This is a genomic window from Arthrobacter sp. HMSC08H08 (assembly GCF_001807575.1).
Taxonomy (GTDB): Bacteria; Actinomycetota; Actinomycetes; order Actinomycetales; family Micrococcaceae; genus Pseudoglutamicibacter; species Pseudoglutamicibacter albus.
In genome coordinates this window covers 177350-194876 of sequence record NZ_KV789376.1, presented here as the reverse complement: position 1 = coordinate 194876, position 17527 = coordinate 177350, and the positions used below count along the sequence as shown (strand labels likewise).

The 17527-nt window shown below is 59.8% G+C and carries 12 protein-coding genes, 1 other RNA gene and 2 pseudogenes; 11 read left to right on the top strand and 4 right to left on the bottom strand.

The window, feature by feature from the left end; translation table 11 throughout:
* Window positions 1-18: 18 nt before the first annotated feature.
* From HMPREF3175_RS02185 to ssrA, 11 genes are all read left to right on the top strand, one after another.
* Window positions 19-2046, top strand: coding sequence for an APC family permease (locus tag HMPREF3175_RS02185; protein ID WP_070490467.1), 2028 nt, complete (start codon window positions 19-21; stop codon window positions 2044-2046).
* Complete coding sequence (locus HMPREF3175_RS02180; RefSeq protein WP_070490466.1) at window positions 2043-3539, top strand: class I SAM-dependent RNA methyltransferase; 1497 nt, start codon at window positions 2043-2045, stop codon at window positions 3537-3539. Before HMPREF3175_RS02185 ends, HMPREF3175_RS02180 begins: the two co-directional genes overlap by 4 nt.
* A gap of 155 nt (window positions 3540-3694) precedes the next feature.
* Window positions 3695-6400 (top strand): aconitate hydratase AcnA, encoded by a 2706-nt coding sequence (gene acnA / locus HMPREF3175_RS02175; protein ID WP_070490464.1) that lies wholly within the window; start codon window positions 3695-3697, stop codon window positions 6398-6400.
* A gap of 293 nt (window positions 6401-6693) precedes the next feature.
* Window positions 6694-8694, top strand: a complete 2001-nt coding sequence (dxs, locus tag HMPREF3175_RS02170; RefSeq protein WP_070490461.1) for a 1-deoxy-D-xylulose-5-phosphate synthase — start codon at window positions 6694-6696, stop codon at window positions 8692-8694.
* Entirely contained in the window at window positions 8691-9275 is a 585-nt protein-coding gene (locus HMPREF3175_RS02165) for a DUF402 domain-containing protein (protein ID WP_083289352.1), read from the top strand. Before dxs ends, HMPREF3175_RS02165 begins: the two co-directional genes overlap by 4 nt.
* 16 nt (window positions 9276-9291) lie before the next feature.
* A complete protein-coding gene (locus tag HMPREF3175_RS02160; RefSeq protein WP_070490459.1) occupies window positions 9292-9828 on the top strand; it encodes a hypothetical protein in 537 nt (178 codons plus the stop codon).
* A gap of 238 nt (window positions 9829-10066) precedes the next feature.
* The gene (ftsE, locus tag HMPREF3175_RS02155; RefSeq protein WP_070490585.1) at window positions 10067-10828 is read left to right on the top strand and encodes a cell division ATP-binding protein FtsE; all 762 of its coding nucleotides are present in this window, start codon (window positions 10067-10069) and stop codon (window positions 10826-10828) included.
* Window positions 10825-11757 carry a permease-like cell division protein FtsX gene (gene ftsX, locus HMPREF3175_RS02150; RefSeq protein ID WP_035754542.1) on the top strand — a complete coding sequence of 311 codons (933 nt, stop codon included), beginning with the start codon at window positions 10825-10827 and terminating at the stop codon, window positions 11755-11757. The genes ftsE and ftsX overlap by 4 nt, the downstream gene beginning before the upstream one ends.
* A gap of 96 nt (window positions 11758-11853) precedes the next feature.
* Window positions 11854-13299, top strand: coding sequence for a M23 family metallopeptidase (locus HMPREF3175_RS02145; RefSeq protein ID WP_070490457.1), 1446 nt, complete (start codon window positions 11854-11856; stop codon window positions 13297-13299).
* Between the two features lie 96 nt (window positions 13300-13395).
* The gene (gene smpB, locus HMPREF3175_RS02140) at window positions 13396-13893 is read left to right on the top strand and encodes an SsrA-binding protein SmpB (RefSeq protein WP_035754546.1); all 498 of its coding nucleotides are present in this window, start codon (window positions 13396-13398) and stop codon (window positions 13891-13893) included.
* 126 nt (window positions 13894-14019) lie between these two features.
* Window positions 14020-14407: a transfer-messenger RNA gene (gene ssrA, locus HMPREF3175_RS02135) on the top strand.
* 111 nt (window positions 14408-14518) lie between these two features.
* Here the strand turns inward: ssrA and HMPREF3175_RS02130 are convergent.
* The 4 genes and pseudogenes from HMPREF3175_RS02130 to HMPREF3175_RS02115 form a co-directional block, all read right to left on the bottom strand.
* Window positions 14519-15007: a GNAT family N-acetyltransferase gene (locus HMPREF3175_RS02130; protein WP_035754547.1), complete on the bottom strand. Its 489-nt coding sequence runs from the start codon at window positions 15005-15007 to the stop codon at window positions 14519-14521.
* Window positions 14988-15179, bottom strand: coding sequence for a type II toxin-antitoxin system RelB family antitoxin (relB, locus tag HMPREF3175_RS10430; protein WP_035754725.1), 192 nt, complete (start codon window positions 15177-15179; stop codon window positions 14988-14990). The genes HMPREF3175_RS02130 and relB overlap by 20 nt, the downstream gene beginning before the upstream one ends.
* Before the next feature lie 180 nt (window positions 15180-15359).
* A pseudogene (locus HMPREF3175_RS10425) lies at window positions 15360-15713 on the bottom strand (chromate transporter); the annotation flags it as partial.
* A 140-nt stretch (window positions 15714-15853) separates the two neighbouring features.
* A pseudogene (locus HMPREF3175_RS02115) lies at window positions 15854-16852 on the bottom strand (IS256 family transposase); the annotation flags it as partial.
* Between the last annotated feature and the right edge of the window lie 675 nt (window positions 16853-17527).

Sequence of the window (17527 nt, the reverse complement as noted above, 5' to 3'; positions counted from 1 at the left end):
CGGGGCTAGTCTGGATGGGTGACGTTTTTTGATGCGGTGAAACGCGCCTTTGTGGGTACGGCGGTCGCCACGGGTAAGAGCCCTGAGGCCCGCCTTGCCCCTAAGGATGCTGTGCCCGCGCTCTCCACGAATGCGATCTCGTCGTTGGCGTACGCCCCTGATGAGATTCTTTTCACATTGGCAGTCGGTGGCGTTGCGGCGGTCGCGTTCGCGCCGTGGGTGGGTGTTGCGGTCGCATTGGTGACGCTGATCCTGGTTGCCGCGTATCGGATGACGGTGCGGCGTGCCCCAGGCCAGGGCGACTACCAGATTGCGCGTTCCGAGCTCGGGATGCGTGCTGGTGCGTCAGTGGGTGCCGCGCTGCTCCTTGACTTGACGCTCACAGTCGCGGTTTCGATGGCTGTCGCCGCGAGCTATATCGTGATCGCTTTTCCCTCGCTTGAGCCGGCACAGCCGTGGATCGCGTTGGGTGGCGTCGTGCTGTTGACGCTTCTGAGCCTGCGCGGGCTGACGCGGGCGGTGCGCATCCGCATCGTGAGCGTGTATGTGTTCCTCACGATGCTCGTGCTGATTCTGGTGGCCGGCACCGTCATGGTCATGGTCACTGGGCAACTACAACCTTTCGAGAGCGCGTCCACGACGGGCGGGCAGGCCCGGGTGCCTGCCCCGGCTGAGGGCTGGGCCGCGGTGATCCTGGTGCTGCGGGCGTTCTCTACCGGCTCGGCCGCCGTGACCGGCCTGGAAACACCCGTGACGAATGCGTCATCGATCCGTTCCCCACGCGCTAAGACCGCCGGGCGCACGCTCATGTTCATCGGCATCGTCTCCGCCCTCGGGATGGTGGGGATTCTCCTGTTGGCTCACGCCTCGGGGCTCGCGCCTGCCGCAAGCGGGTTGTCTGGTTCCGGAACGCAGGCGCAAAGAGCCGTCGAGCCAGGCACGTGGCCCACACCTGTCACGGTCCTGTTAGCGCAGTCGATCGTGGGGGCCCACTGGCCTGCGATCCTGGTTGCGTTGGTGACAGTCGTGATCCTGCTCGGGGCGGGGATGTCCGCGTTCGCGTCCTTCCCACGTCTTGCATATCAACTCGCCCAAGACGATTTGCTTCCACGCCAGATGCGCACCCGCGGCGAGCGCCTTGTGTTCTCTAACGGGATTTTGTTGCTGGGTGGTTTCGCGGGCATTTTGGTGGTCGCGTTCGGTTCGCGTGTGACTGATCTGATTCAGCTGTATGTTGTGGGTATTTTCATGGCGTTCGGGTTGGGTCAGTTGGGGCTTGCGAGGCGTGCGAATAAGCATCGCAGGCACGCGGTGCGCGCTACGCGGCGTAGGGATATTCGGCACATGCTTCTGGCCGGGTTCACATCGGCGTTGTCGTGTGTGGTGCTTGTCACGATTGTGGCGACCCGCCTGGCCTATGGTGCGTTCCTTGCTTTCCTACTGATTGCTATGGGGGCGGGGTTGATGCTTGCGATGCGCAGGCATTATTTGCGTGTTGATCGCAGGTTGAAGGCGCCGGCACATCAGGCGGCCGCTCGGCCGGATGAGCTTGCGTGTTCTGATGATGTTTTGCCGAGCCGTGTGCATGCGCTGGTCTTGGCATCGAATACCAACCGGCCTGTGCGTCGGGCGATCGCGTATGCCCGGGGGATGCGGCCGGCGCGGCTGGAATGCATCCTCGTAGACACCGAGCCTGAGCGGACCGCCCGGTTCATCGACAGCTGGGAGGAGGCATACCTTCCGGTCCCGCTGACGGTTCTTGCTTCTCCGTACCGCGATGTCGCGGGCCCGCTCGTGGATCACATCCGGCGGATCAGGGCAGAGAAGCCGCGGGAAATCGTTGCGGTGTTTGTTCCGGAGTACGTGGTTGAGCATGCGTGGGAACGGCTGGTACACAACCAGGTTGTTGCACGGTTGCATTCACATCTGCGGCTTGAACCGGGGATTGTGATCGCTACAGTCCCGTGGCAGATCGGGCTGGAACAAGATATCTCTGATTCAACTGCCGGTCAGGTCGGTGCCGCACAGGAAGGTTCACAAGCATGACTCATAATGACAATGAGCTGTCACATGCTGAGCTGTCACCGGTTGAGCTTGACCTGGTGCTGACGGGTATCGCCCACGGCGGTGAGTCCGTAGGGCGCGCTGATGATGGCCGCGTGGTGTTCGCCCGTTACGGGATTCCGGGGGAGCGGGTCACCGTGCGGGTCAGTAACCCGGACCCCGAGGCTCGCATGTGGCGCGGCGACGTCGTTGCAGTCCACGAGGCCTCCTCGCACCGTGTCCCACACGTGTGGCCGGCAGCCGACCCGCTCGGCCGCGGGACTACAGAAGCGGGCAGGGTCCAGGTCCCGGGCGGTGCGGACTTCGGGCACATCGACTTAGCTCATCAACGCGAGCTCAAAACCCGCATCGTGGCAGAACAGCTAGCGCGCATCGGCGGGATCGACGTCAACGAAACCGAATACAGCGGCGTGCTACCGCCACTGACCGACACCGCTGACGGGCTCGGCTGGCGCACCCGCATGGCCTATGCGATCGATGAACAAGGCCGCATCGCAATGCGCCAAGCCCGCAGCCACGCACTCATCCCAACCCCCACCATGCCGCTAGAACACCCGAAACTTGCGGCGCTGAAACTCGGCGAGGTTGATCTGACGGGGCTAGAGAAGATAGAGCTCGCCGTCTCCAACACCGACGAGCCACCCCTCATCCTCGCAGTACCCACACTCACCGAGACCGGGGAAGAAACCCGCGCAGCACGCTCAGCGATCAAACGGCTCAGCAACCACATCGCTAGCAACACCACCGCCAACCAAGACCACGATGCGCCAGCCGCCTCGATCGCTCTGCTCAACCAGGTTAGGGGAGCAGCCAGCGACGGCCGCGGCCGCGTCGAACGCATCACCGGCCGCACGTGGCTCACCCAAACCGCCAACGCTTACAGCTACCGGGTCACAGGCGAAGGGTTCTGGCAAATCCACAGCTCCGCGCCCGAAACCCTCATGCATGACGTCATGACCTATGCCCAAGCCCAACCTGGGCAACGCTGGCTCGACCTCTATGCAGGAGCAGGACTGTTCACCGCCGCGCTCGCCGACGCGATAGGGGAGCGCGGCGAGGTTATCTCGATCGAAGGCGCCCCAGGAACCCACAGGGACGCCAAACGCAACCTCAAGGACGCCCCACAAGCCCGCATCGTGCAAGACCGAGTAGAACGCGCCCTCGCACAGCTGGGCCACAACGGTGGCGGCGGAAGAAGCCGAGGCAGCGGAAGAAACCGACGCCACCGCAAGGCCGCTATCGACGGCATCGTGCTTGACCCGCCGCGGGCCGGGGCAGGCAAGTCAGCGATCAACCGGATGCTCGCGCTTGAGCCGGGTCGCATCGTCTATGTTGCATGCGATCCCGCGGCATTCGCGCGCGATGCACGCCAGCTGGTCCGCGGAGGCTACCGGATCGAATCCCTCACCGGCCGCGACCTCTACCCGCACACCCACCACATCGAAACCATCGCGCTCTTCACCCCAACCCCATAGCCACCCGGAAATGTGCCTGCCCCCACGCGGCTAGTTTGTGTCACAGAAACCAAACAGCCCGAGCGAAACGGTAGGCTTAGACATAACTGCGTTGAGCCGAACGGCGCCAACACCAGCGCCGCCGCTCATGACAGATCACTTGCGAGAGGAGATCCATGACAACCGTGGACAGCTTCGGCGCCAAGGACGTACTCAACGTCAAGGGCACCGAATACGAAATTTTTCGCCTGGATGCCGTAAAGGGCTCTGAGCGTCTTCCATTCAGCCTCAAGGTCCTGCTTGAGAACCTGCTGCGTACCGAAGACGGCGCGAACATCACCAAGGAGCACATCGAGGCCCTTGGCAACTGGGATCCAAAGGCACAGCCAAACACGGAGATCCAGTTCACCCCAGCCCGCGTCATCATGCAGGACTTCACCGGTGTCCCGTGCATCGTGGACCTGGCAACCATGCGTGAAGCCATCCAGGACCTGGGTGGGGACGCCAAGCGAGTCAACCCTCTCGCACCGGCAGAGCTGGTTATCGACCACTCCGTGCAGATCGACAAGTTCGGTAACGAAGCCGCGCTCGAGCGCAACATGGAGATCGAATACGAACGCAACGGCGAGCGCTACCAGTTCCTGCGCTGGGGCCAGACCGCGTTCGATGATTTCAAGGTTGTCCCTCCAGGCACCGGTATTGTCCACCAGGTCAACATCGAATACTTGGCACGCACCGTCATGACCCGTGAGGTTGACGGCGTTGTCCGCGCATACCCAGACACGTGTGTTGGTACTGACTCCCACACCACCATGGTCAACGGCCTGGGTGTTCTGGGTTGGGGCGTTGGCGGTATTGAGGCTGAGGCCGCGATGCTCGGCCAGCCGGTCTCGATGCTCATCCCACGCGTTGTTGGTTTCAAACTCTCGGGCGAGATCCCAGCTGGCGCGACCGCTACCGACGTGGTGCTCACCATCACCGAGATGCTGCGTAAGCACGGTGTTGTGGGTAAGTTCGTTGAGTTCTACGGCAAGGGTGTTTCCGCTGTTCCGCTGGCTAACCGCGCGACCATCGGTAACATGTCGCCAGAGTTCGGTTCGACCGCGGCGATGTTCCCGATCGACGAAGTCACCCTGGACTACCTCCGCCTGACCGGCCGCCCACAGGAGAACATCGACCTGGTTGAGGCTTATGCCAAGGAGCAGGGTCTGTGGCATGACCCAGAGAACGAGGCGGAGTACTCCGAGTACCTCGAACTTGACCTCTCGACCGTTGTTCCGTCCATCGCTGGCCCGAAGCGCCCACAGGACCGCATCGAGCTGACGAACGCGAAGGAGCAGTTCCGCAAGGACATCGAGAACTACTCCGATGGCCACGATCAGGCTGGCAAGGGCCGCCCATCGGCAGCAGTGGATGTGAAGATGGACGACGGCCGCGAGTTCACCCTCGACCACGGTTTCGTCTCGATCGCCTCGATCACGTCCTGCACCAACACCTCCAACCCATCCGTGATGCTCGCGGCAGCGCTGCTGGCACGCAACGCGGTAGAGAAGGGCCTGACCTCCAAGCCATGGGTCAAGACGTCCGTGGCTCCAGGCTCCAAGGTTGTCACCAACTACTACGAGAAGTCCGGCCTGATCCCGTACCTCGAGAAGCTCGGCTTCTTCGTGGTCGGCTACGGTTGCACGACCTGCATCGGTAACTCCGGCCCGCTCGAGGCAGAGATCTCCAAGGCTGTTCAGGACAACGACCTCACCGCGGTTTCGGTTCTTTCCGGTAACCGTAACTTCGAAGGCCGTATCAACCCTGACGTGAAGATGAACTACCTGGCGTCCCCGCCGCTGGTGATCGCTTACGCGTTGGCAGGCACCATGGACTTCGACTTTGAGAACGAAGCCCTGGGCCAGGACAAAGACGGCAACGACGTCTTCCTGAAGGACATCTGGCCTAACCCAACCGAGGTTGAGAAGGTCATCTCTGAGTCGATCGACTCGGACATGTTCAAGAAGGACTATGCATCCGTCTTCGACGGCGACGAGCGCTGGAAGTCCCTGGACACCCCTGAAGGCAACACCTTCGAGTGGGACGCAGAGTCCACCTATGTACGTAAGCCTCCTTACTTCGAAGGCATGGGCGAGAAGCCAGAGCCAGTTGAAGATATCGAGGGCGCACGCGTTCTGCTCAAGCTCGGTGATTCGGTCACGACCGACCACATTTCGCCTGCAGGTTCCTTCAAGTCTGACACCCCAGCCGGTAAGTACCTGCTGGAGAACGGTGTTGAACGTAAGGACTTCAACTCCTACGGTTCCCGCCGCGGTAACCACGAGGTCATGATTCGCGGTACGTTTGCGAACATTCGCCTGCGTAACCAGCTGCTGGATAACGTCGAAGGTGGCTTCACCCGCGACTTCACCCAGGCTGACGGCCCACAGTCCACCGTGTACGACGCGGCTATGAACTACAAGGAGCAGGGCACCCCGCTCGTTGTTCTGGCTGGCGCCGAATACGGTTCCGGTTCGTCCCGTGACTGGGCTGCGAAGGGTACCGCCCTTCTGGGTGTCAAGGCAGTCATCGCCGTCTCCTACGAGCGCATCCACCGCTCCAACCTGATCGGTATGGGTGTTCTGCCGCTTCAGTTCCCTGAAGGCGAGTCCGCTGAATCGTTGGGCCTCACCGGCACCGAGACCTTCGCAATCGAGGGCATCAGTGAGCTCAACAACGGCTCCACACCTAAGACCGTCAAGGTCACCGCTACCGGTGAAGACGGTAAGGAAACCACCTTCGATGCAGTGGTGCGCATCGACACCCCAGGTGAAGCTGACTACTACCGTAACGGCGGTATCCTGCAGTACGTTCTGCGCAACATCGCCGCCAACAAGTAACTCACTTGAGGGCACAACTGGCTGGCGTGGTGGCGAGCTAAAGCAAGTGCGCCCGCCACCATAGAGCCGGTACCGCTCATAGGTAGCGACGCTCATAGGTAGCGACGCATAGCAGTGGGATGGCCCAAGCTACGTGCTTGGGCCATCCCCGCGTTTAAGCGCTGTGTTCATTTGGCAGTCATATTCAAGCTACCGGCGGGCTAAACTAGTACGGATGCCTCTCAGCCGCGCCGCTTGCCTTGCCGGTTTTCGGCTTGCGGCAATTTAGACAACAGAAGTGGAGGACGAGCCGGGTGCCACACCTCAGCAGCATCACCTCGCCTGAAGATCTGCGAGCCTTGGATCGGGAAGAGCTGATTGATGTCGCGGAACAGATTCGGCAGTTCCTCATCACGCACGTAGCAAAAACCGGTGGACATCTAGGCCCTAACCTTGGCGTTGTCGAATTGACGATGGCGCTACACCGCGTTTTCGAGTCCCCGAAAGACACCCTCGTGTTCGATACGGGGCATCAAAGCTATGTCCATAAGTTGCTCACGGGCCGCCAGGATTTTGATCAGCTACGCCAAAAAGGTGGTTTGTCTGGCTATCCTTCGCGTGAGGAATCTGAGCACGATGTGGTGGAATCCTCCCACGCCTCAAGCTCGCTTTCGTGGGTTGATGGAATCTCCCGTGCCAGAGTACTGGCGGGTCAAGATGACCGCTGGACTGTGGGTGTGATTGGTGACGGTGCGTTGACAGGCGGTATGGCGTGGGAAGCGCTCAACAACATCGCAGGCGATGAGCACCGGAAGGCGATCATCGTGGTCAACGATAACGGCCGCTCGTATGCACCGACGGTGGGTGGGCTCGCTAAGACTATGGATGGCGTGACCGCTCAGGTGCGTAAGAAGATCGACCAGGTGCGGGTCTCACGCAAGTATGTGCAGACCATGCGGTTCTTGAAGGAGAAACTCAAGCACGGCAACGCGTTCCAGCGAGGAACCTATAAGTCTCTGCACGCGATCAAGGAGTCTTTCAAGGACTATTGGGCAGCGCAGCCGATGTTCGCTGACCTCGGTTTGAAGTACATTGGCCCGGTCGATGGGCACTCGATTGAGGATCTTGAAGACGCGTTGAAAGCCGCTCGGGCGTTCAACGGACCGGTTCTGGTGCATGCGCTGACGCAGAAGGGCCGCGGTTATGCACCGGCTCGTGAGGATGAGGCGGATCAGTTCCACACTGTCGGGGTGATCGACCCAGAGACGGGTCTGCCGGTCAAGAAGTCTGACGCGCAGAGCTTCACGGATGTGTTCGGCTCTGAGATGCTCGCGCTTGCTCGAGAGCGTGAGGACATCGTGGCGATCACTGCGGCGATGCTTCAGCCGGTTGGTTTGACCGCTATGAAGCAAGAGTTCCCTGAGCGGGTCATTGACGTAGGCATCGCCGAGCAGCACGCGATCGCTAGTGCCGCTGGCCTTGCTTTCGGTGGGGCGCATCCGGTGGTCGCGTTGTATTCGACGTTCATGAACCGGGCGTATGACCAGTTGCTGATGGATGTCGCTTTGCATCAGGCGGGTGTCACGATCACGCTGGATCGTTCGGGTGTCACGGGTCCTGATGGGGCGAGCCACCACGGCGTGTGGGATATGGCGTTGGTTCAGTCGATCCCGGGGCTGCGGCTTGCCGCCCCGCGGGATGCTTCGAGTCTGCGTGAGCAGTTGCGGGAAGCGGTCGCGGTGCAGAACGCTCCGAGTGTGGTGCGTTTCGCTAAGGGTGCAGTGACTGAGGAGCTGACGCCGGTACGCCGCACCGAAGACGGCGTGGACGTTTTAGTTGAGCCGGCTGAGGGCCAGCGCGATGTGCTGTTGGTTGGTATCGGTGCGTTGGCTCCCATGGCGGTCGAGGTCGCGCAACGGTTGTGTGAGCACGGGGTTGGCGCGACGGTGGTGGACCCGCGCTGGGTGCTTCCGTTCGCCCGTAGCATCGCCGACTTGGCGGCTGAGCATCGCTTGGTGGTCACGCTTGAGGACGGTATCCGAGCCGGTGGCGTGGGTTCACGCTACCGGCAAGAGATGCGCGCTGTGGGCGTGGATACTGGCTTGAACGAGGTGGGTGTGCCGGATCAGTTCTTGGCGCACGGAACCCGGGAGCAGATACTCGCCGACGCGGGTATCACGGTCGATGGCGTGGTGAACCAGGTCCTGGAATCCATGCGTGGCGAGCGGGTGCCTCGAGCACGCGAAGCCGACGCTGCGGAAGCTAGCACGGCGGAGGCTGAGGCTACCGCCGTGGACCGCGGGCGGCGCGAGTGAAGGCGGGCATCCCGGAAGGTTTAGCCCGCAACCCGGAAGACGTTGTTGTGGGCGAACCTATTGTGACGCGTGCGTGGAAATTCGATGGTTCCCCGCATTGGGTCACGTATGGAATGTGCTTAGGCCAGGATGAGCATGGTGTGTGGGTGTATCAGCCCCACGGGATTTTTGTGTCCAGGCCCGGGGTCGCGTTCTTCGCACACGAGGATGCCGTGGTTTTGGTTCCAAGCTCCGGTGAGTGGGTCGCGACCTTCTACCCGGGCGGGCATCGTCGTGGCTTGAAGCTGTATATCGATGTGTCCACGGGGATCGGATGGCGTCGCTTGAGTGATGGCGGCTGGGAAGTCAACTCGATTGACATGGATTTGGATGTCATCGACCGCACTACGACTGGCGTGTATCTTGATGACGAAGACGAGTTCGCCGAGCACCAGGTGAGCATGGGCTATCCGCGGCACTTGATTGCGGCGATGTCACGTGAGGCTTCCGGGCTCCTGGAGCAAGTGGGACAGAAGCTGGCTCCGTTTGATGGACGTGTTGAGGAACGGTTCGCGCAAGGGCGGGCCATGGTCAAGGCTTAGGGCAACGAGGAGAATCATGCCGATCATTCGCGCTTATAACATTCCAGAGTCCGGACCGCAGCTGTTCCGTGAGGCCTGGTGGGATGAAGAAACAGGCCAGTTTGTGGTGAACGCAGGCAAGGTCGGTTTTGAATCGGACACCCCGATCGTTCAGGACAGTGTGGAGCCTGAAGAGGGAGAGCGGCTACTGGCGGCGTTCGCGCAGCAGTGCGCCGAAGACGGTTACCGGGAAATCCCGGAGTCTGAGCAGTTCTATATTGTGGTGCGCTTCCCGCTGAAAGCCGTGCAGCCGGGCGTGCGAGAGAAGACCCGTGGCGCACAGGTCGCTGACGCGTTGCGTGGGCATCTGGCATGGCGAGGCCTTGGCACGGTTGAAGAACCAGAATACGAAGGCCGGGAACAGTTGATTCGCGTGGTCACGACTGCGCCGAAGCCCGCGGTCAAGGCGATCGCGACGTGTGTGCGTGAGAATGCACGACCCGACTTCAACAAGATGACGATGACCCAGGCGCCAGCCGCTGAACCCGGCAAGCAACGCGCGGTGAAGTTCTAGAGGCACGCTGAAGTTTTGGAAATGCGGTGAAGCTCTAACAGTGCAGTGAAGTTCTGACGGGTCACATCAAAGCTGTATTTCTGGTATGAGTGAGCTAGGTTCTAGCTCAACACGCCTGAGTGGGTCACAAAATGGTTACAGTTTGGATCTATGATTGAAACTCGGCGTGAGCTTCCCCGACCCATCGCCGGACCATGAGGGCCGTGCGCCGACGGCCGGTTCCGGTTGCGAGCCTTTAATGATTCGTTTTGACCATGTGACTAAGGTCTATGACGCGCCTGATAACCCGGCGTTGCGTGATGTCGATCTGGAGATCGATCGTGGCGATTTCGCGTTTCTGGTGGGCGCATCGGGTTCCGGTAAATCGACGTTTATCCGTTTGGTGATGCGTGAAGAGCGCACAACCCGCGGGTCTGTTCACGTTGCTGGTGTCAATGTTGATCGCCTCCCACAGTGGAAGGTGCCTAAGCTACGCCGCAATATTGGCGTGGTGTTCCAGGACTTCAGGCTGTTGCCGAATAAGACGGTGTTTCAGAATGTCGCGTTCGCGATGCAGGTGATTGGCCGTTCCCGCGCCATGATCCGCCAGACGGTCCCTGAGGTCTTGAAGATGGTGGGCCTTGAAGGCAAGGGGAGCCGTCTGCCGCATGAGCTTTCGGGTGGTGAACAGCAGCGTGTAGCGATTGCACGCGCCGTGGTGAACCGCCCTGCGATCCTTCTGGCTGATGAGCCCACGGGTAACCTCGACCCGGAAACCAGCCGCGGCATCGTGGATATTTTGGACAAGATCAACCAGAACGGCACCACAGTGGTGATGGCTACCCACGATGACGAGATCGTCAACCGTATGCGTAAGCGCGTGATTGAGCTATCCAATGGGGAAGTGATCCGCGACGAGCACGGCGGCGTGTACCACGCGAAGGGCGATGACGTGCCTGCGATCCCGTCTCAAGCATCGCAGGCGTTCGCGCCGTTTGATTCTGAGGAGGACGAGCTGTGAGGTTGTCTTTCGTTCTCGGTGAGATTTTCTCTGGTCTTCGTCGCAACGTGACGATGATCGTCTCGGTTGTTCTGGTGACCTTGGTTTCGTTGACGTTTGTGGGGTCTGCGATTTTGTTGCAGTCCCAGGTCTCGAAGATGAAGGGCTACTGGTACGACAAAGTGCAGGTAGCGGTATACCTGTGTAACTCCTCTTCCGATTCGCGTAACTGCGTGGTGGATGGCGATGGCAATGTTGCCTCGGTGACGGATGCTCAGAAGGAAAGCATCGAAGAGATCCTGAAGTCGCCGGACATGAAGCCGTATGTTGATGAGTTCTATTTCGAGTCTCAAGACGAGGCTCTCAAGCACTTCAGGGAGCAATACGATGGCACCGCGCTGGCAGAGAACGTGACAGCGGATCAGCTACCGAGTTCGTACCGGATCAAATTGACGGACCCTGAGAAGTACGAGGTCATCAACGAGAGGTTCTCCACGGTTGCCGGCGTGGATTCGGTTGCTGATCAACGCCAGATCCTTGAACGCGTGTTCTCTTTGATGAATGGGGCATCGATCGTGGCGATCGTGATTGCGATCGTGATGATCGTGACTGCGGTGCTGCTGATCGCCACAACCATTCGTCTCTCGGCCTTCACGCGCCGCCGTGAGACCGGGATTATGCGCCTGGTGGGTGCCTCGAAGACGCTGATTCAGTTGCCGTTTGTGCTTGAAGGCATGATCGCGGCAGCGCTCGGTGGCCTCTTGGCGTCGGGTGTTCTGTGGGCGGTTGTCCAGTTTGTGATCCAGGACCGGTTGGCCGTGGCTAATCCGACGATCGCGTTCATTGACGCCTCCGTGATGCTCTGGCTTGCGCCACTGTTGATTCTGATTGGTGTTGTATTGGCCGGCTTGAGTTCGCTTATAACGCTGCGCCGTTATTTGAAGGTCTAGTTCGGGTGCACGCAGAAACCAGTTCTGTTGGCGCCGTTGCGTACAAGGTGAATGTCTTCTCCGAGTGGGGCATTTTATGGAAGGACGTTAGCTCTTATGAAACATGATGCTTCTCTGACTGGCCGCGGCAAGCTCGCCGCGGTGATTTCGGCTGGTGTGGTGGCCGGCCTGACAGTATCGCTGGGTATTGTGCCGGCTAACGCTGACAAGCTTGATGACCATAAGGACCGCATCGAGAAACAGATCGCAGGCACCGAGAAGGACCTCGAGAGTGTCAATGCGATGCTGCAGAAGAACGGGGAGAAGCTGCGGAAGTTCCAGGACAGGCTTCCTTCGGCTGAGCAGGCGGTGCAGGACGCTGAGGCGGCCGAATCCGCTGCCCGTTCGGAAGTCCAGCAGCTCCAGGGGCGTTTAGCGGCCGCGGAGAAATCCCGTGCGGAAATGGTTGAGGCCCAGGAGAAGACCAAGGCCATGACCGATGAACAGCGTAAGCTCACCGGCCAGCTAGCGGCGCGCGCGTATCAGTCCGGTGGGCTTGAAGGCTCCGATTTTGGGTTGTTGGTGCGCGGCAATGATTTGAATAAGTGGGCGAACTCGGTTGAGGTTTCCTCGCGTTTGGCTCGGGCCCAGAACCGTGAACTCAACGAACTTCTGGGCCGCGGCGCGGAGCAGCGTAACGCTACCGCCCGTTTGAGTGCTGTTGAAGATGAGATCGCTGGTTTGAAGAAGCAAGCTGATGCCGCACTCGTGCGTCAGACACAGGCGCGTGAAGCCGCCGATGCGGCGAAGGCTGATCTGGAGAAGTTGCTGGCTGATACGGAGAGCGCGCAGAGCGAACTTGAGGACGCGAAGTCCAAAGCGCATCAGCAGCTTGAAGATCAGAAGGCTGAACAGCAGAAGATCAACCAAGCGATCAAGGAACGCCAGGAACGTTTGAAGCGTGAAGCGGAGGAGCGGGCCCGGAAGGCGCGAGAGGCCGCTGAGAGGGCTAAGCGTGAGGCAGCTGCTGCAGAGCGGCGCCGGGCTAAGAACGCTGCCGCGTTGCGCGCTAAGGCTCAAGCCGCGCAAAAGAAGGCGACGGTTGCTACAACTAACACGAAGCCGTCCAAGACCGTTTCGAAGGGAACCTGGGGCCTCATAGTGCCTGCGAGTGGACCGATCACCTCAGGTTTCGGATGGCGGCCAACCCCTGCCGGGACCATTGATTATGGCGGCTTGGGAGGCTACCTGCACGCAGGTATCGACTGGGGTTCAGCGTGCGGCTCGCCAATTGTTGCTTCGGCTTCCGGCCGCGTCATGCAGGAAGGCTGGAACGGCAGCCACGGCATCACCGTGTCTGTTGACCACAACATCGTGCGCGGGCATGCGTTGACGACCAACTACAACCACATGACCCGCACAGCGGTTCGGGTGGGGCAGCAGGTCAAGCAGGGCCAGGTGATCGGCTACGTTGGAACCACGGGTAACTCGACGGGCTGCCACTTGCACTTTGAGACGGTGGTCGATGGCCAGCACCGCAACCCAGCCGGCTTGCTCTGGTAGCAGGCTAGCTACGCCCCGGCTTGTGGGGTGAGCGATTGGCCGGGGAGCACCGCCGTGTCAGCGGTGGGGTGCGGGATTCGCTAAGCTTGATCAATCATGGCGAATAAGAAGAAGACTAAAGATCAACGTAATCACGTGGTCGCGACCAACCGTAAGGCGCGGCATGATTACGAGATCCTGGATACCTATGAAGCCGGGATGGTTTTGACGGGTACTGAGGTGAAGTCTTTGCGTGAGGGGAAGGCGTCTCTCGCGGAGGGTTTCTGCACCTTTTACCGGGGTGAGTTGTGGGCTGAGTTGCTCTATATCCCGGAGTACTTGAATGGTTCCTGGACTAATCATGCTGCGAGGCGGCGCAGGAAGTTGTTGTTGCATCGTAAGGAGCTTGTCAAGCTCGAGCGCCGCGTGGATGAGGCGGGACTGACGATTGTGCCGCTGAGCCTGTATTTCAAGGAGGGCCGCGCCAAGTTAGAGATCGCTTTGGTGCGCGGTAAGAAGGAGTGGGATAAACGCCACGCCTTGAAGGAGAAGCAGGACAACCGTGAGGCGCTGCGCGCGTTGCGTGCACGGAACCGCCGCGCGGGTGTCGCGTAGCGAAGCATCGTGTAGTATAGATTCCTGCACTCATCGCGGTGAGTGCAATGTTCAGCCCACCGGAACCACCGGCATGTGCGTGATCATTTGCGTGTAGTTGGTTGTGTGGGTGGGGTAATTGAATATGGGGGCGACTTGGTTTCGACGATGTGAGTCGCGACAGGGGAAGCGGGCCGAGAATGTAGAGTCATCTCGTTAACGTTCTCTGCAAAACAATAAGTGCCGAATCTAAGCGCACTGACTTCGCTCTCGCTGCCTAATTGCAGTGACCGAGTCCGTCAGCCCGGGGCTGCTATCGCCCCGGTTTTCTGACGTCAGCTAGATAGCCACTGGTGAGCACGCTTGCCGTGAGCGTGCTCGCGACAACTTCTAGCGGCTGAGTCCACAGGGTAACCACAGACCACTTGCACTGGTGATGGTCTCTGGGACTGAGAAGCCCTGAATCAGTGCTGCGCCCGGAGAAGTCCTGGCAACACCACATCGGACGCGAGTTCGATTCTCGCCGCCTCCACTCTGATAAGTCTCGGGACATCGCTTATGCGGTGTCCCGAGACTTTTTATTTGGCGCTATTCAACAGCCGTCGGCCAGCGTTCCAGTACGCCTAAGCCCTGCAAGGGGTTGTGCTCAAAGCCGGTACAGGTGGCCTTGTTCATGGTCTGCAGTTTCCAAGTGTAGACCGAGCTTTTCAGCCAGCTTGGCAGACGGGGCGTTGCTTGGATCGATGATCGCCACAATTGGACGCTCGGGGTGCATCTGCCGTGCCCAGTCGCTGGCGGCGGCCGCGGCCTCGGCCGCGTATCCCTTTCCTTGGGATTCGGGCGCAAAACGGTAGTAGAGGTTGAGCACCTGTTCGCCCTGTTCTTCTGAGAAGCGCAGGCCGGTGAAGCCGATGATGTCGGCTGAATCGCGGGTGACGACAAAGTAGCCGATTCCGTCCTCTGACCAGTTGCGCTGCCATGCGGCCAGCAGCTCGGAGGCTTCTTCGCGATTCTTCATCGCCAGTTCAGGGCGATGCTGGTAGGTCCTTGGGTCCGAATGGATAGTGAAGACGGCGTCTTCATCTCCATCCTGGGGCGGGCGAAGTATCAGCCGCTCAGTCGTGAGTGCAGTCATTGTTCCCTTCCTCGGCAATTGCTTCGCGGAGTTCTTGTAGGTCGCAGGAGTCTTCGATTTTATCCAAGATCGCTGACCGGGCGAAGTCAGAAATCGTGACGCCTTCAAAGTCGGCATGCTTGCGAACAAGGGCTGCGTCTTCATCGGACAGTTCGACAGTTATCGTGTTCATGCCGTGCTCCTCTCGCTGTTCGAAGAAAGTGTATTCAGCAGCACTGACACAACCGTTCGAAAGCCGCCCACCTACGCCCCAATGAGGTGTGCTGCGAGCCCTGTCACTGCGCCGATCAGCAACAACAGCCCACGCCGGCCACTTAGCCAGCATGAGCAGTGCCAAACAAGCCAGTGCAATCAGCAGGGGAGCGAGCCCCGTAATAGCTGAAGTGACAACCGGGGTGATGGGAGCGCCTGCGAGGATCCCGACAACAGCGGCGTTCGCCCCCGCGACACTAGAGCGGGCCAGCGGGCTTGTCTGTACCGCAGCCCAGAACGGCAGCGCGGCGACCACCAGCAGCACTCCGGGGAGGAAAACAGCAATCAGCGCAAGTGCGGAGCTGAGCCACGCCTAGGCCCCGGCTTCCATGTTGAACCCCAAAAATGCCACGAATGTGAACAGCGGACCGGGAACTGCCTGCGCCGCCCCATAGCCAGCAAGGTACTGATCTTGGCTTACCGCCTCGGCAATTGCGGGCTCTCCCTGCAGCATCGGCAGCACCACATGCCCACCCCCGAAAACCAGCGCGCCAGACCTGTAGAACGCCTCGGCAGTTGCAACCCACGGGTTCGCAGCCATGCCGGCCAGCAGGGGAAGCCCCATCAGCAGGACCGTAAACAGACCAGCGCTGATCAGACCAGCGGTCTTCGAGACGAGCACACGCAGGGGGTGGTCAGCGCTGAGTTCGTGTGTGTGTATTCGTCGCTGACTTCGATCCTGGAATTATCTACGGCTTGGAAGCGGCTTCGGGTGAGGAAATCGAGGCTGAGGTAGCGTCGGCCTTCGGCCCATTCATCAGTCTGCTCTGCAAGGACTGCGCCGACAAGGCGAATGATCGCATCGCGGTTGGGGAAGATCCCCACCGAATCGGTACGACGCCGGATCTCACGGTTGAGGCGTTCGTTGGGGTTGTTGGACCAGATCTGGGCCCACACCGCGATTGGAAATCCAGTGAAGGCAAGGATAACTGGCACGTGCGGCATCCAGATGATCATGAGCAGCAGACAGCTTGTCGCTAACGTAGTCCAAGAGCCGGTCGAACTGGGCATGAACACTGGCCTCCTCGGGCTGCTCGTAGACCGAGTGCAGCATCGCTTTGACTGCCGGCCAGTAGCTCTTGGGGCACACACTCATGAGGTTCGCCGCGTAATGCGTGCGGCACCGCTGCCACGAAGCTCCAGGCGGGTTTGCCGCGACCGCCTCGACCAGGCCCGGGTGAGCATCAGAAGTCACTAAACGCACACCGGTCAGGCCGCGCGCGACGAGGTCGGCTAAGAAGCTGGTCCGCGCTGCCCCAGTCTTACTGGTTGGGCCCGTAGGCCGAGGACTTTCCTACGGCCGTCAGCATTAACACCGGTGGCGATGAGGGCGACCGCGTTGATCACCCGTCCGCCCTCACGGACCTTAATGGATAGCGCATCAGCAGCAACGAAGGTGAAGGGACCGGCCTCATCAAGGGGTTCGTGACGGAACTGGTCTACGTGCTCGTCGAGCTCGGTGGCCATGCGTGAAACCTGCGACTTCGACAGGGAGTCAATGCCGAGGGTTTTGACGAGTTTATCCAGCCATCTGGTGGAGACGCCTGCGAGGTAGCAGTCGGCCACGACGGTGATGTCGGCTGACGGCGATTTGATTACGTCTCCGACGTTGTGAGTTTCGACCCTGTTGTCGTCCTCTTGCAGTAGATCAGCAGAATCGTCTACAGAATCCGAACCGGAGTTCTCGAATGAATAGGTCGCAAAGGGGTCGTTAAAGTCAGAAGCTGGATTCTCCGAGGAATCACTATAGAAGGGGTCATCCTAAGCTGAAGTTTCAGTGGCCGAGTTTTCTGGAGATGGAGTGTCGGGGGAGTGCCCTTGTTTGCTCTCAGCGCTGCAAGCGGATAAGCCCAGTACAAGGGAGAATGCTACGCAAGCGGAAATGCTGCCACTGATCCAGTTTTCTTCATAAAGAAATCATGGGTATGAAGAGCGGAAACTCCTAAGCGTTGATGACACAATTCTGACTTGTACAAGTTTCCGAGGGTTAAGACATATCGCAACGCGGGGGCAACCCTCGAAAGTGCCCAGAATGGCAGTGGTATGACATATATCACGAAAAATATTCAGGAAGGTGAGACCTATCTAAAGCAGGGTTTGAAGATCCAATAAACAAGATCAGTTGATAGCAAGATGCATTAAAACTGAAGTGTATCTCTCAACGGTTGAGGAATGTCAGGATCAAATACTGCCGATGAGCGTGCATCATTAACGCAATGACTGTAAGGTGGCTCATTGGCCTCAGCACAAGTGCTTCCTCAAGTGCGG

Coding starts and splice junctions, on each gene's coding strand:
- HMPREF3175_RS02130 (WP_035754547.1), bottom strand. CDS start 15,007: ATGACTGCACTCACGACTGAGCGGCTGATACTTCGCCCGCCCCAGGAT.
- relB (WP_035754725.1), bottom strand. CDS start 15,179: ATGAACACGATAACTGTCGAACTGTCCGATGAAGACGCAGCCCTTGTT.
- smpB (WP_035754546.1), top strand. CDS start 13,396: ATGGCGAATAAGAAGAAGACTAAAGATCAACGTAATCACGTGGTCGCG.
- HMPREF3175_RS02180 (WP_070490466.1), top strand. CDS start 2,043: ATGACTCATAATGACAATGAGCTGTCACATGCTGAGCTGTCACCGGTT.
- HMPREF3175_RS02145 (WP_070490457.1), top strand. CDS start 11,854: ATGAAACATGATGCTTCTCTGACTGGCCGCGGCAAGCTCGCCGCGGTG.
- HMPREF3175_RS02160 (WP_070490459.1), top strand. CDS start 9,292: ATGCCGATCATTCGCGCTTATAACATTCCAGAGTCCGGACCGCAGCTG.
- acnA (WP_070490464.1), top strand. CDS start 3,695: ATGACAACCGTGGACAGCTTCGGCGCCAAGGACGTACTCAACGTCAAG.
- ftsE (WP_070490585.1), top strand. CDS start 10,067: ATGATTCGTTTTGACCATGTGACTAAGGTCTATGACGCGCCTGATAAC.